Below are 15425 nucleotides of genomic sequence, written 5' to 3'. Positions count from 1 at the left end.
AGCTGCACAGGCGACACGTCGTAAGTTATATGTTGTCTTACAGGTGGTCAAGCAGTGATTCTCATGCCGCGCGATCCGCGAACCGCCTGCAGAACACTCAGGCGATCCCGTCACCCCGCCTCTCAGCCCAAGGTCTTGACCATTCGCCCGCCCCCTACCGCCTGAGCGGTGGGAAAGACCTCGAGGCGCGAGACGTCTACCTGGCGAGGCATCTTCAGTGCCGCCAGCAGCAGCTCGGCGATGTCCTGCGGCTGTATCGATTCGTAACCGTCGTACAGCTCGCTCCCCGCTGCCTGCATACCCATTGCCGTGCGATACAGCTGCGTCTGCACCCGTCCCGGCGCAATTTCGGTCACCCGTATGCCGGTGCCCAGCAGGTCGCAGCGAAGCGCGTCGCAGAACAGACTCACACCCGCCTTGGAAGCGCCATACACCGCAGCCCCAGGATGGGCCGCCCGCCCCGCGCTCGAACCGATGAAAAACAGGTGCCCCCTGCCCCGCTCGAGCATACCTGGAAGCGTCTGCCGGGCAAGGTGCAGCGGCGCCTTGAGGTTGATGTCGAGCATGGCATCGATCTGCTCCGGCTCGATGTCCTGGAACGCCGCGCGTGACGACAGGATCCCGGCATTGTTGACCAGCACGTCGATAGCCAGACCTGCCAGCGCCTGACTCAGCGCCTCGCCATCGCGAACGTCGGCCTGCAGGGTGCGCACCCCAGGCTCGCGAGCCAGTTCCGCCAACGCCTGCTCGCTACGGCCGAGCGCGATCACTTCCATTCCGGCATCGCGCAGCGCCAGCACGATGGCCTGGCCAATGCCACTGGTGGCTCCGGTCACCAGCGCATGGCGATATCCCTCTGGAAAGGCTGCTTCAGGCATAGATGTAGCCTCCACTGACGATGACGTTTTCGCCCGTGGCGTAGGAGTTGCGGCTGCTACCCATCATCACGATCCACTCGGCGATTTCCGCAGGCTCCGCGGCGCGCCCCAGCGGGTTGGCCGCGGCCAGCTCCCCCAGAAAGCCCAGTTGCCTGGCTCGCTCGGTGGCAAAGCCGGCCGGCGCCACCGAGTTGACCAGGATCTGGTCCTTGGCACAGGCCTGGGCGAACGACTTGGTCAGGCTCACCACCGCTGCCTTGGTTGCCGCATAGTGCGCGTTCTGCGGGTGGGCCTTGAAGGCATCCACGGACGTGACATTGACGATCCGGCCGGTCACCGCCGGGGCCGCCACGTAGGCTTGCATGTGCCGCGCGGCGGCCACCATCATGTGGTAGGTGCCCTTGATGTTCACCGCATTCTCCAGATCCCACTCTTCATCGGTGATCTCGAAAATGTCCTTGCGTGGATAGATGGCCGCGCTATTGACCAGACAGTGCACCCTCCCCAGAGACGAGACGATCCGATCGAACGCGCCATGGGCAGTCTCGCGCCGAGCGATGTCGCCGACCGCTACGGCAACCTGCGCACCCAACTCGCGCAACGCCTGGGAGGCGTGCTCCAGCAACTGTTCATTGCGGTCGATGAGACCGATCTTTTCGGCCCCGCGCTTGACCATCAATCGCGCCGTCTCCAACCCCAGGCCCGACGCACCGCCCACGATCACCACCGTCTGCTTGTCCACGCAACACCTCCATGATTGAGTCTTTACGTAAGATGCCTGTTGTCTTACATTTGGTCAAACATCAAAACGCCTACAGGTTCCTCGATGCCCGCCGCCAGCCGCTTGCCCGTCGACTCAGCGCACGCCCGTGATCGAGTACTGACGGCGGCCACTCGACTATTCGCGCAGCATGGTTACCAGGCCATCGGCCTGCGCGACCTCGCAGGCCACCTGGGCGTCAGGGCCGGCTCGCTGTATCACCACATCGAAAGCAAGCAGGCCCTGCTGTTCGAACTGATTGAGTCGAGCCTCACCGACCTGCTCTACGAAACCCGCCAACGCCTCAAGGGCCTGCACACACCGGAGGATCGATTGGAAGGGTTCGTACTGGCCTTCATCACCTATCGCCAATCCCGACCGGACCAGTTGACGCTGCTCACGCGCGAAGCGATCAACCTCGACCCGGACCAGTGGGCCCAAGTGGAGCGGCTCAAGGAGCGCTACGCCAACTTGCTGGTGGACATCGTGGCCGAGGAATGCCGACTGAGCGGCCCAACCTCCCTCGCCCACGCCATTGCCCACGCCGTGCTGAGCCTGCTCAGCGGCCAATCGCACTGGAACGCCAGCGTGGACGTGCGCGAGCAGGTGATCGGCTTCGTTCAAGGCATCGTCGGTACGGGAAAGATGCGGTCGTGCTGAGCGCGCAAGAGTCTGGCCTGCTCATCTGGACAGGGTATGGACCCTGGCGACTCGATCCGTCGCCAACGCCGCCGTGGGCGTAGTGTCAGCCATCGGCGGGAACCCGATGCGCATCCGGAGATTGGTGGCATATGGATTCAAGGCCTGGAGCTGGATTGAACCGGTTTAGCCAGACGTTCACAGTCAGGGTGTGCTGCTCAGCGGCAGGCGAAGGGAGAAGAGTCAAGGTCAACCCGCTGATCAAGGCCATAGCACTATCGGCAAAGTGATATGCATTGGAGTTTTGCGTTCGTGTCTTTGCCTGTAATCTGCGAGGTTTGTAGGACTCGAAGCAAGGATTGCGTAAGGTATGTCTCCGTTCGCCCAGGATAAAAGTCTCGTCATCGACCTCGAGGTCAATCCCGCCAAGGCAGATGAAATTTTCAAAGTCGCAGCCCTGCGCGAGGACAGGGACGTCGCGCTGGAGTTCGACGTCAACAAGGATCTGCCACAAGTACTGGCTCAGGTAGACGACCTGGCCAATGGGGCGGACTACCTGCTCGGGCACAATGTGATCAACCACGATCTGCGGATCCTGCGCCAGCAGGCTTCCAACATGCTGCTGCACGAATTGCCTGCCGTGGACACCTTGCGTCTCTCGCCTCTGGCATTTCCACGTAATCCCTATCACCGGCTGGTGAAGGACTACAAGCTGGTTCGCGATACGCTGAACTCGCCACTGGCAGACTGCCGGCTTACCCTGACCTTGTTCAACGACCAGCGCCAGGCATTCGCCGAGCTGCATCGGGCTGAGCCTGACGAACTGCTGTGCTATCAGGCACTGTTGGCACCTACGCCGGAGCGGGACGCCGGTGGGCTGTTTGCCTCACTGACGGGGCGTACCGCGGTGGCGGTCGAGGAGATTGCCCCCCTTATCGAGCGCCAACTGGTGGAAAAGGATCCTCATACCCACCGTGATCTCAAGGTGTGCCGTACCCGCCTGGATACTCTTCTGGCCGAAGATCTGCACGATGAAAAAGCGCACTTGCCCCTGGCCTACGTGCTGGCCTGGCTGCGCGTGTCAGGCGGCAACTCGGTGCTGGCGCCCTGGGTACGTCATCAGTTCCCCAAGGTCGGCGCACTGATCCGCGAGCTGCGCGACCGCCCCTGTGGCCGTGACGACTGCCGCTACTGCCAGACCACCCACAACCCCCGTCACGAGCTCCAACGCTATTTCAACTACGCGGATTTTCGCCAGGAGCCCTCTGGTAAGTCCTTGCAGCACGACATCACCTTGGCAGGCATGCAGGGCAAACATGTCCTGGCCGTACTCGCTACCGGCGGCGGCAAGTCGATCACCTATCAACTGCCCGCGCTCAATCGCTTCCATCGCAACGCCAGCCTCACCGTAGTCATCTCGCCGCTGCAATCGCTGATGAAGGATCAGGTCGACGGCCTGCTGAAAAAAGGCGTTAATTGCGCCGCAGCCTTCAACGGTTTGCTAACCATGCCCGAACGCGCCGATGTTCTGGACAAGATCCGCCTGGGCGATATCGGTATTGTGCTGGTCTCTCCCGAACAATTTCGCAGCCGCGCGTTCTGCAGCGCCATCGAACAACGCGAAGTCGGCGGATGGGTCTTCGACGAGGCGCACTGTCTGTCGAAGTGGGGGAACGACTTCCGGCCCGACTACCACTACGTTTCCCGCTACATCGCCAAGTACCACGCCGGCCGCAAACCCGCACCGATCGGCTGTTTCACGGCCACCGCCAAACCCCAGGTACTCGCCGATATTCGCGCCCATTTCAAGGATGCCCTGAACGTCAGGTTTCAGGAGTTCCTCGGCAGCCACGAGCGAAGCAATCTCAGGCTGGAAGTGATGCCCTGCACCCGAGCTGAAAAATGGCCTCGGGTACATCGGCTTCTCGAGGAGGTGTTGTCGCAACAGCCGGGCGCAGCCGTGGTGTTCGTGTCCAGTCGCAAAGCGGCCGAACAACTGGCGGGATTCCTCCAGCAACAGGGCCTGGCCTGCCGACACTTCCATGCCGGAATGAAACCTGCCGAAAAGCTGGAAGTCCAGGCGAAGTTCAAGACCGGAGCGATTCCGATCATGGTCGCCACCAATGCCTTCGGCATGGGCGTGGACAAGGAAGACGTGCGCCTGGTGGTGCATGCCGACGTACCGGGATCGCTCGAGAACTACTTGCAGGAGGCCGGACGTGCCGGTCGCGACCAGCAGCCGGCACTGGCTGTACTGCTCTATGATCCTCAGGACATCGAGACTCAGTTCGGACTGTGCGAACGCGCCTGTCTGAGCCACCGCGACATCCAGCAGATCCAGAAGAAGCTGAACAGCGAATTCAGGCGACGAGGCCAGAAAGAGCTGGTGATCACTGCCGGCGAAATCATCATGGATGATGCTATCCAGACATCCTTCGAAAGCGATGCACACGACGCCGATGCCAAGGTGATCACCGCGGTGGCCTGGCTGGAGCGCGGCGGCTACCTGACACGCGAGGAAAATCACACGCAGATCTTCCCGTCGCGCCCGACCGTTACCCGCGAAGAGGCCGAGCGCCGTCTGCGCGCATCGACCCTGCCCGAGCGTCGTCTTGCAGAATACCTGGCCATCTACGGCTATCTATGCCGGGCCAGTGGCGATGACAGGATCAATACCGACAACCTGGTGACGCTGACCAGCCTCGAACCTCAGGAAGTCGCCCACATCCTGAAGGACCTCGAGGCACGGGAACTGCTGGTCAGCGATACGCAGTTCACCGCAGTGCTGAGCAACGGCCGCACGGAAAACTCAATGCATCGGCTGCAGGAATTGCTGACGTTGGAAAAGGCCTTGCTGGACGTCATGGCCGAACAGTCACCCGAGGCCACCGACGGTTCCTGGCAGGACATCAATGTCTCGACCCTCACCTCGGGACTCAAGGTTCGGCTGGCACGCAACGATATCTTGCCCCTGCACGTGCTGCGCTTGTTGCGAGGCCTTTCACCCGATCGTGATGGCAACCAACAGCCGCGGCTGAATAGCTTCGACCTACGCCAGCTCAGCCATGACTACATCCGTCTGAGCGTGCGCCACCCACACGGCTGGAACGGGCTCGCCGCCGTCAGCACAATCCGTGGCGTGGTAGCCAGCAAGCTACTCCAACATCTGCTGGACAAGCTCACGGCGCGGCGCAAGAACCAGCTGGTCAGCGCCACGTTCGGCGAGCTGGTCGCGCTGCTCGACCAGGACCTGGAATTGCAACAGCTTGTGCCTGGTAAACGCGAAAAGTACGTCGAACGCATCCTGCTGTTCCTGCACCGCCAGGAGGTGCTCTGCCTCAACCATGGCGTTACCGTGATGCGTCGGGCGATGACATTGAAAGTCGACCTTCAACGTCCGCGATTCCTCAAGGACGACTACGAGCGCCTCGACCAGCACTACCGGGAGAAGCGTATCCAGGTACACGTGATGCGTGAGTACGCCGAGCGTGCCCAACAAGACCCGAACGCGGCGCGGGGTTTGCTGGCCGACTATTTCGGCAGCGATCAGGCAAGCTTTCTCAGACGCTATTTCGCCGGTCGTGAAGCCGTGCTCAAGTACGCCACGAGCGAAGCGTCCTGGGACAGTATCGTACTGGCGCTGAGCGATACCCAGCGCACCATCGTCACCGATGACCTGGACAGCAATCGCCTGGTGCTCGCCGGACCAGGCTCTGGCAAGACACGGGTGATCGTGCACCGTATCGCCTACCTGCTGCGGGTCCGTCGGGTGCCCGCAAGCGCCATCGTCGCGCTCACGTTCAATCGCCACGCCGCCAATCAGATCCGCAAACGCCTGGTCACCCTGGTAGGCGCCGATGCCTACGGTGTCAGCGTGATGACCTATCACAGCCTGGCCCTGCGCCTGACCGGCACCCGCTTCGAACGAGGCGAAGAAACGGACGAGAACACGCTGCAACACTTGATGAAAGAAGCCGTCGACCTGCTCGAGGGCTCGTTGCTGATGCCGGTGGAGGACGAAGGCGACCCACCTAGCGAGGACGATCTCGACGATGCTCGCGCCAACTTGCGCGCGTCCTTGCTGCGCGGCTATCGATTCATTCTGGTCGACGAGTATCAGGACATCGACGAGCTGCAGTATCGCTTGGTCAGCGCTCTGGCCGATCGCGGCGCCTCGGACGAAGGCAAGCCCTGTATCGTCGCGGTGGGTGACGACGACCAGAACATCTATGGCTGGCGAGACACCAACAACCGTTATATCGAAGAGTTCCGCACCAGCTACTCGGCCAGCGATACCTTTCTGGTAGAGAACTATCGCTCCAGCGGCTGCATCATCGCTGCGGCCAACCACGTGATCGGGCTCAATGGCCAACGCCTCAAAAGCGAGGCGCCTGTCCGCATCGACGCGCGCCGCCGTGCAGATCCGCCGGGCGGAAACTGGCAGACGCTGGATCCGCATCGCCGTGGCCAGGTGCTCCGACTGCTGATCGATCGCACCGACGAAGCGAAAGGCAATTGTCAGGCACAAGCGGCCTTGGGCGAACTGCAGCGGCTGCTGGCTCTCGAGAACGGTGTCTGGGACGGCTGTGCGGTGCTGGCCAGGACTCACCACTATCTGGCGACGGTCCAGGCCTGGTGCGAGCACCATGGCGTCCCGTATCACCTGGCAGCGGACAAGGACAACGGACTGCCCATGATCCGCCAGCGTACGTTCGTGGCGGCCATCGACTGCCTGGACCGACAGACCCAGGCCCTTACGGCCGAACAGGCACTACAGTGCATTCAGGGTGTGCTGGACGAACACTCAGCGGCGTTCTTCGAAATCGCTTTCGATGAACTGGCAGGCGAACTGGGCGAGTGCCAACTACAGAGTGCGTCGATCGTGGCCTGGCTGTACGACTATGCCCGAGAGATCCGCCGACAGCCCACCAGCGGCCTGTACCTGGGAACCGTACATTCGGCCAAGGGTCTCGAATTCCGCCATGTCGCACTCCTGGACGGCGGCTGGAAATCCAAGGGAACCGAGCTGGATGACGAACGACGGCTCTATTATGTCGGAATGACCCGCGCGGAGCAGACACTGACGCTCTGCGAATTCAGCGCCGACAACGCCTTCAGCGGTTCCCTGCCTGTCGAGATCGCATGCGAATCGTTCAACGGCCCACCCTTGCCCGAACTCGACAAACGCTATCTGCAACTGAGCCTGAAAGACATCGACCTGGGGTATGCGGGCCGCCAGGACGCCACCCGAGACATTCACTCGGCCCTCGCTCGACTGCGCCGCGGTGATCCATTGAGTATGCACAAGGAGCAGAACAGCGCTCGCTACCTGATGCTCGACTCGACCGGAACCGTGGTCGGGCGCACCGCGAACGCGTTCAAGCCCGAATTCGACATGCAGGTCTGTGAGGTGGCCGACATCTTGGTGCGTTACGCCGAAGACAGTGACGAGGCATTCCGCGGATACTGCAAGTGCGACCAGTGGGCGGTCGTCGTGCCGAGGGTGTGTGGGGTACCGGGAAAAAAGGCTAGGGAAACGCAGCCGACGACCGACACTGACCAAGAACTGGTTTCTGGCTAAAGGACGTGCGGTGCGCGCTCGCCGCTAGCTGCTCGAGGTGTGATTGCTTGAAACACTGTAAAGTCACGAGAGCCGCCCTCGTGGCTGCGTTTCATACGCCTCTGAGCTACAAGTGATCATCCTGACCGGCTGATCTGGAGGCGATAGCGGAGCATGTGGGTAGTGGTCCGAAAGACCAGCGCCCCAATCCTGGGCCGGGGTATGGGCTAAACCGATCAGACACAAAAAAGCCCTGATGAATCAGGGCTTTCATGAAGAAATGATGGCGGAAGCGTAGTCCGCTATATAGTCCTCCACCGACTTCCACCGCTGTACGTTCCCCCGACGAGCAGCACCTCTAAATCAAGCATCAGGCGTTACCATTGTCCACTGAGGCCGATTGAGGGCCAACCCAAGCCAGCATCCAAAGTATGGGCTGGAATATGGGCTGAGGGTGAGGAGAAGGACGATGAAATCGAATCTGTTAACGGTCAAGTCAGTGGAGCGCCTACTGCGCTCGGGCGAAAAAGCCATGCACGTCGATGGCCAGGGCTTGTATCTGAAGGTGTCGGCTATGGGCAGAGGAAGCTGGATTTACCGGTTCAAATTAAATGGGAGATCCAGGGATATGGGGTTGGGTACCGTGGACGACATCACGCTCGCCCAAGCCCGGGACTCAGCCAGCCAGGCAAGAAAGATCGTCAAAGGCGGATCAGATCCCGTCCTGCTGAGACAACAACTTTCCAAGCCTCAACATGAAGAAGAAGCGCCCCCCACCAGGGCCTTCAAAGAAGTGGCCGAGGACTACATCGAAGCCCACAGAGCCGGCTGGAAAAACGCCAAGCATGCCCAGCAGTGGACCAATACACTCACCACCTACGCTTTTCCCATCATCGGGAACAAGCCGGTGGACGAGGTTGAGACTGATCACATCCTCCAAATATTGAATCCGATATGGACTCAAAAGCCTGAAACAGCTGCGAGGGTGAGAAATCGGTTAGAGCTTGTTTTAGATGCGGCGAAAGCTCGCCGATTGCGCTCGGGTGAAAACCCCGCATTATGGCGAGGCCACCTTGACAAGCTCTTACCCCGAAGACGAATGGCAGACCGTGGGAACCACGCAGCTTTACCATGGCAGGAACTTCCCTCCTTCATGACAGCCCTCAGAAGCTCCGCGGACCTCAGCTCAATTGCAGTTGAATTGACTGTACTGTGCGCCCTGCGAACCAGCGAGGTTATAGGAAGTAGCTGGGACGAAATCGACCTTGAAGAGGAAATCTGGACCATTCCAGCAGCACGCATGAAAGCCAGCCGCCAACATAGGGTCCCCCTATCAAAGGCTGCCTTGGAAACACTGCGCCGGCTCAAGGTTGGAAACGACAGCGAGTTGCTGTTCCCCGGTCGTACTGCTGGCCGGCCCCTCTCTAACATGGCCATGCTGCAGAAAATTCGAGGCATGGATGAGATATCGCTGAGAAACGGCGGGCCAGGTTGGCGTAACGAAGCTGGTGAAGTCATCACCATGCATGGTTTTCGGTCAAGCTTCAGAGACTGGGCCGCCGAGACAACCCATTTCTCCAATATCGTTCCTGAAATGGCGCTAGCGCATAAAGTCAGTAACGCGACAGAAGCAGCTTATCGGCGTGGCGACCTGTTGGAAAAACGGAAACAGCTTATGGAGGAATGGGCTTGCTATGCATTGTCGGGTTGTGAATCACCCCCTACTGTAAATAGTTCAGACTCAAGCAAATTTGAGACTGGAAAAGAGACAAAGCACTAGGTTCTGTCTGAAAAAAGGTGTCGCAGACATCGCATGACGCAAGCCAGTGAGACCATCGCGCCATAACTTTTTGCGAGCTTGTCGAAGCGTGTCACGAGTCGGCGGTTCTCTTTCAGCCAACCGAACATTCGCTCGATCACATTACGTTGGCGATACTTTGGGCGATCAAACAGGCGGGGCAATCCGGGCTTGGGTTTGCGCTTCATCGAACGCAAAGGAATAACCGGCTGCATGCGGTATCGGTCACAGAAACGCCGCAGCGCATCAGCGTCGTAGCCCTTGTCGGCCAAAAGCCAGCGGCAGCGCTTGCGAGGTCGGCCACGCTTGCTCGTCGGGATGCAGACATCGTTCAGCAGTGGCTGTGCATAGCTGATATCGCTGGCGTGACCGCCAGAAAGGAGAAAACGCAATGGCACGCCGTTGCCATCGCAGAGCATATGGATCTTGGTAGTGAGGCCACCTCGACTGCAACCTAGGGCGTGATCGGCAGGTTCATCAGGCCCCCTTTTTTACCTGCACCTGATGAGGCGCAGGTAGCACGAACAGCTGTTGAATCGATCATCCAGGTCTGCAGGTCAATGAGCCCTTGATCATTGAGCTTGAGATGCAATCGCTTGAGCATCTGATCAAACACTCCCCGGTTTCGCCAAACTCGGAAGCGGTGATAAACCGTCCGCCAAGGCCCGAAACACTCGGGCACGTCCCGCCAAGCAGCACCTGAGCGCAATAACCACAGCACGCCATCGAGCATCAGGCGATCACTTGCTCGCGGTCTACCTCTGGTGTGGGTTGGGGTTAAAAAGATCCGCGACCACATCCCATGCTTCATCCGAAATTTCATAGCGCTTAGCCATCGCTGGATTCCTTTCCATAGATGGCTGAAAACCTTACAAATCTCAACGCTCGCGGCACGAGAGTTGGATTTCTCCGAATTTCAGACAGAGCCTAATATTTATTAAATGAATGCCGAGCCAATCAGGTCCATGACCGTATTATCGAATCAATATTCTCTGGTTTAGTTATGACGTTGGAATGCGTGCCGGGAAGACTAATTTGTGTACTGGCCGACTTGTTTTTTGTCCAGGATAACCAGTCGATAGGCTTCGACTGGTTGAGTTGCAACGAATCCAACGCCCACGTCACATGTAATGGGGCATTAATTGCATGTGGCTTGAACTGCGGATCCAAGGCGGCATGAGAGCACTGGATCAAGTACTGCTGATGCAGAAAGTCTAGGTGATGTTCAGCGACACCATGTTCTTGTAGCCACTCGGGGTTTTTACGAATGACGCATTCGAAGTCCCCCTCTACCGCCCGCGCAAGCGCCTGAACCCGCTCCAGCACCGTACGCAGATCCGGGTCAAGCATCAGATCGCCCGCATTCAGGTGCAGGAAAACGGAGGCCAGGAAAGCCTCATAGCTGTTATGAAAGTCGGTGTCGAAGCCAGAATCTAAAAGCCCTACCCATTCCACTTCGCGGCCAAGGAGCTCGAACAACATCGCCATCTGAAACGCAATCTTGCCTCCCAGGGACCATCCCGCCAGTCGAAGTTTTCCAATGGGGTGAAACTCGTTGATTACCCTAACATAGCACTCACAAAGGCTTTCCAGAGTGTAGCCGGCCAGATCATACCCGGCGACCTCCGGAGACTGTATGGCAAAAGCGCACATCGACTGCGAAAGCCCCTGCGCCAGTGCTCTGTAGGCAAACACTGTACCACCAGCCGGATGAATGAAAAATATGCGCTGCTCACCATCGCTGCTGCCAAGAGGTGTCAGCAATGACTGTTTGACGGCTGGCGCTTCGATCAGGCTGGAAAATGCCTTGAGGGTCGAAGACGTAAAGATATTGGACATGGGAAGGGTGACACCAAACTGGTCACGGACCAGTTGGTAAAGCCTGATAACCAGAAGGGAGTGGCCGCCGATCTCAAAAAAATCATCCTCTCGCCCCACCTGGTCGAGACCTAACACCCGACACCATATCTTTTCCATTTTGAGCTCAGTTGGGGTACAGGCCCGGGTGAACGGCTGGCGCAAGCGAGTGGTACAAGCGTCTTTGTACTTCTCTATGTAAGCCAAGGCGCTTTCAGGCTGGCTGAACACTTCGGAAATCTTGCGCAGGCTATCGACACGCCTTCTGGAGTCCTGGTGGCCGGTATGGCTCGCAAAGGCCAATGAAGGTGAATCGTCAACATCTTCCTGGGTTGAGCCGGGCTCATAACGAGCCGTCAGCGCCTCGTGTACCTCGATAATGAAATAGTGAGTAACCTCGTCGCGGCCGATGCAGGTTATTGCTCCCAGGGACTTCAGGAAATTATGAACCGGTTCATTCTTTGCTGTGGCCAGGTACGGCGCAACGATATACCCACAGCCCTGTTCGAGGGCGATATCAGCCAATTTGTTCAGGATAATATATTCGACGCCCTTGCCCAGCACCCGGCAACTCAGGATAAAAGTATCCAATTCCAATAGCGGGGCAGACGCACGATAGAACACCGCACCGGTCAGGCCGTAGTCGCCAAAGCGATCCTCGACTTGAACAGCCAAGAAATATAGCGCCTGCACATTCTGCAAGCTGACAATTTCCGCCACGCTGCGGCGCCGGGTAGAAAGGTTGAACTGGTTGGTTCGCTGCGTCAGCTCGGCAATGCGCAGTTGTTGCTCTACGCGCATCTGGCAGAGGTCGACCCTCATCTCGAGCCCCGCCAGAAACTCCATGAAATTCGACGCGCTCTTTCGCAGGGCATCGCGCTTTCTATTGAGCGCATACTGCGCCGAACGCCCCTTGGCGTCATCTGTCACACAGATTTTGTCAAAGGCCCAGGTTCCCTGCAGAAAGGCAGCTGTCTGCATGCGATCGGCAGGCAGGTTCAGGGTCAGGACGTCGGGGAGACTGGCCAGAACCTCAGCACACTCCACCGGGTTGTCATCAATGAAGATGAAACTGTCCAACCCCAGGTTCAGCTCTTTTGCCAAGCTCAGGATATTCTCGCTCTTAGGCTGCCAATTTATGCGAGCGCCGACCAGGTGTTCCCGCTGCAAAGGGAACTCCTTGCGTTTGGAGAAGACGTCCCATACATCCTCTTCGGTATTCTTGCTGCACAAGCACAACAGCATGCCTTGCTCCAATTGCTCGCGCATGAACCACTGCAGCTTTTCGCTTTGCTCGTCAAGCAGTACGCCCTCGGCCCCCACCTCACCACACACACCACTCCACAGTGTATTGTCGCAATCTAGGACGATCACCTTGTACGGAGGGTAACTGAGCGCGTGATGGTGCCGAATGATTGCCTCTCCCAGAACGGCGAATCCGGCACTGGTGTACGGTATATGCCCCAGCGCTTCGGCATAACTGTCACTCCATTCAAGTCCCGGATGCCGGGCAAGCAGGCTTTCCGAGAGCATGCAGCGCACATGGCTGATCGATGAGAGCTGATCGCTCAGATGCTGCTCCGCCGATTCCAGGGCTTCATGAAGTTGCGGGACCTTTATGACAGCATCCGAGCAGGGACATGAAATCAACAGCAATGGACGGGTGTTCTGCCCAGAGTATGCTTTGACCGCATCAACAAACTCCATCAGGCGATCTTGCAGTTGCTCGTTGACCTTTGTCCATGGCAGTTCCGTCGCACGTTCGAAGTCTGCCGGGCTCAGCCAATCCTCCAAACGCAACAGGCAGACATTCAGTTCGCCCTGACCATTGGAGAACAGGCCGGCAGGGTTGAGCAATGTCTGGATGACCTGGTTATAGGGTGACAGGCCGACGATAGCCGTCGAGCCGAGGGCATCACTCCAGAACTTGAGTGTAGGGAGAACGTAGTCGGCAGTGAATGTGGATGCGATGTTGAGATGCAGCTTGCGCTCTCTTTTCTTCGAAACCCTGGTCTGCTCGGTCAACGGTGAGCCGAGTTTAAAACTGGACAGCGGCGCCGCCGGTGACATGACCAGTCGGGAGAAGAACTGCTGGTATTCGTCCAGCAGATATTTGATGCTCTTTTCCTCGAACAACTGGGTGTTGTACTCGCAGCTGAGTTGCAGCCCTTCGCCCACCTCGGTCGCCACAAACCGTAGATCCAGAAGCGAAGATGCCGTCGGCAAATCGACGACTTCTGCAACCAGCGCGGGCGCAACAGTTTCGCCCGAACGGCTCCTGCCTTGGGAAAAATCGACCGCCCCCCTATAGTTCTGAAGCAGAAAGCCAACGTTGAACAGAGGGTTGTAAGCCACATTCCTGACCGGGTTGAGAGCCTCGACGATTTTCTCGAAAGGGCATTCCTGGTGACTGAACGCCGCAACCACCTGACCATGCGTCTGCGCCAGGAACGCTTCCACGCTGAGTTCATGATCCACATGACCCCTCAAGGGCAGGAAGTTCATGAAGCAACCGACTAGAGATTCGATTTCAGAGCGGCTCCGCCCAGCGGTCACGGTTCCCAAGACAATATCGTTCTGACCAGACCAACGTGCCAGCAGCAGTTGCAGCGTGGCCAACATGATCATGAACATGGTCCAACCTCTCTCCTTGCCCAACTGCCTGGCGCTCTCCAACTCGGATGCTGGCAGGAACACGGAGTGGGTGCTGCCGGTAAACGACTGGATCGCCGGTCGAGGGAAGTCCACGGGCAGTTCCAGTGTTGCGGGAGCGCCACTCAGGCAAGCCTTCCAATAATCGAGTTGACTGTCCAGCAACGCGCCGGAGAGCGCCGATCTTTGCCAGACCGCATAATCGCCGTACTGTATGGCCAACGGTGCAAGGGGATTGCCAGCGCCTTGCGAATACGAGCTGTACAAGGTCGCCAGCTCATTCATGAGAAGGTTGACGGACCAACCGTCCGCAATGATGTGATGCATCGTTATCGTGAGCAGATGCTGCTCATCGGCCAGACGGACCAGTTGGCAACGGATCAAGGGCCCCTGCCCAAGGCTGTATCGCCGCTGGGACAACCTGTGCACGAGTTCAAGGGCCTTGAGCTCTGCCCCTTCCAGTCCCTGTTCGCTCAGATCGACATATTCGATCTGAAGCCCCCCCGGTGAGTGCGTCAGCTGTGCAGGGCGTTCCTCCCTGATGACAAATGTGGTGCGCAACGACTCATGCCGCTCCACCAGGGTATCGAGTGCCGCTTGCAGAGTATCCTGCGCCAATACTCCCTTGAGCCGGGAGACACAGGTCATGTGATAGGCCTCGGCTGCCCCCTCCATCTGGCTCAGGAACCAGATACGCTCCTGGGCCCACGTCAAGTCGCAGCCCTGGGTTCTGTCCGCCCGCGGTATCATCGTGGAAGCAGCGCTATGTACGCGAAGAGCCGGTTTCTGCTTGAGCTTTCGCATCAGCAGCTCACGCTTGATCAACTCCAGGCTAAATGACTGGGTATCCGTACCTTGCAAATCACTCACTGAATATCTCCTTGTGGCACCGGGTCTTGAAGGTTATCGAAACCCTGATCGCTTTCAGCCAACATCCGTTGAAGTTCCTCTTCGCTCAAGCTATCAAGCTCGGCAGACATACGTTCCAGCTCCGCCGTATCGAACTGCTGGATATACATCTGGTAGATCGCGTCGGACAGTGCAGACAGAACCGGAAATTTGAAAAGTTCGGCGATCGGCAGTTCCACTTCAAAGGTCTTCCTGATCTGGGAAATCAACTGGACTGCCAGCAACGAGTGCCCCCCCAGATCAAAGAAGTTGTCATGGCGCCCCACGTGCGGAACCTGCAGCATCTGCACCCACAACACGGCCAACTGCTCCTCCACTTCTCCGACCGGTGCCTCGTACAGCCTGTCCGTGACTTCCCCGTGCGCCACCACC

The 15425-nt window shown here is 58.5% G+C and carries 7 protein-coding genes and 1 pseudogene; 3 read left to right on the top strand and 5 right to left on the bottom strand.

All coding sequences use genetic code 11. The features are described 5' to 3' along the window. Positions 1 to 122: 122 nt before the first annotated feature. Positions 123 to 878, bottom strand: coding sequence for an SDR family oxidoreductase (locus tag IAE34_RS12875; protein ID WP_200139344.1), 756 nt, complete (start codon positions 876 to 878; stop codon positions 123 to 125). Beyond that, complete coding sequence (locus IAE34_RS12870) at positions 871 to 1620, bottom strand: SDR family NAD(P)-dependent oxidoreductase (RefSeq protein WP_200139343.1); 750 nt, start codon at positions 1618 to 1620, stop codon at positions 871 to 873. The genes IAE34_RS12875 and IAE34_RS12870 overlap by 8 nt, the downstream gene beginning before the upstream one ends. 84 nt (positions 1621 to 1704) lie before the next feature. On the opposite strand from IAE34_RS12870, the gene IAE34_RS12865 reads away from it, so the two are divergent. The 3 genes from IAE34_RS12865 (at position 1705) to IAE34_RS12855 (ending at position 9617) form a co-directional block, all read left to right on the top strand. After that, positions 1705 to 2298: a TetR/AcrR family transcriptional regulator gene (locus IAE34_RS12865; RefSeq protein ID WP_200139342.1), complete on the top strand. Its 594-nt coding sequence runs from the start codon at positions 1705 to 1707 to the stop codon at positions 2296 to 2298. Between the two features lie 349 nt (positions 2299 to 2647). Further along, positions 2648 to 7858 (top strand): RecQ family ATP-dependent DNA helicase, encoded by a 5211-nt coding sequence (locus IAE34_RS12860; RefSeq protein ID WP_200139341.1) that lies wholly within the window; start codon positions 2648 to 2650, stop codon positions 7856 to 7858. A gap of 448 nt (positions 7859 to 8306) precedes the next feature. Then, positions 8307 to 9617 carry a tyrosine-type recombinase/integrase gene (locus IAE34_RS12855; protein WP_200139340.1) on the top strand — a complete coding sequence of 437 codons (1311 nt, stop codon included), beginning with the start codon at positions 8307 to 8309 and terminating at the stop codon, positions 9615 to 9617. Here the strand turns inward: IAE34_RS12855 and IAE34_RS12850 are convergent. The 3 genes and pseudogenes from IAE34_RS12850 to IAE34_RS12840 form a co-directional block, all read right to left on the bottom strand. Then, positions 9614 to 10471 (bottom strand): annotated as a pseudogene (locus tag IAE34_RS12850) (IS5 family transposase). The gene IAE34_RS12855 and the pseudogene IAE34_RS12850 sit on opposite strands and share 4 nt — an antisense overlap. Positions 10472 to 10592: 121 nt before the next feature. After that, a complete protein-coding gene (locus IAE34_RS12845; protein ID WP_200139339.1) occupies positions 10593 to 15014 on the bottom strand; it encodes an HAD-IIIC family phosphatase in 4422 nt (1473 codons plus the stop codon). Continuing rightward, the coding region (locus tag IAE34_RS12840; RefSeq protein ID WP_200139338.1) for a phosphopantetheine-binding protein at positions 15011 to 15425 on the bottom strand (415 nt) is incomplete at its 5' end. The genes IAE34_RS12840 and IAE34_RS12845, both read right to left, overlap by 4 nt.

This window comes from Pseudomonas sp. S30 (assembly GCF_016518545.1).
Taxonomy (GTDB): domain Bacteria; phylum Pseudomonadota; class Gammaproteobacteria; order Pseudomonadales; family Pseudomonadaceae; genus Aquipseudomonas.
This window is presented reverse-complemented; position numbering and strand designations above follow the sequence as displayed.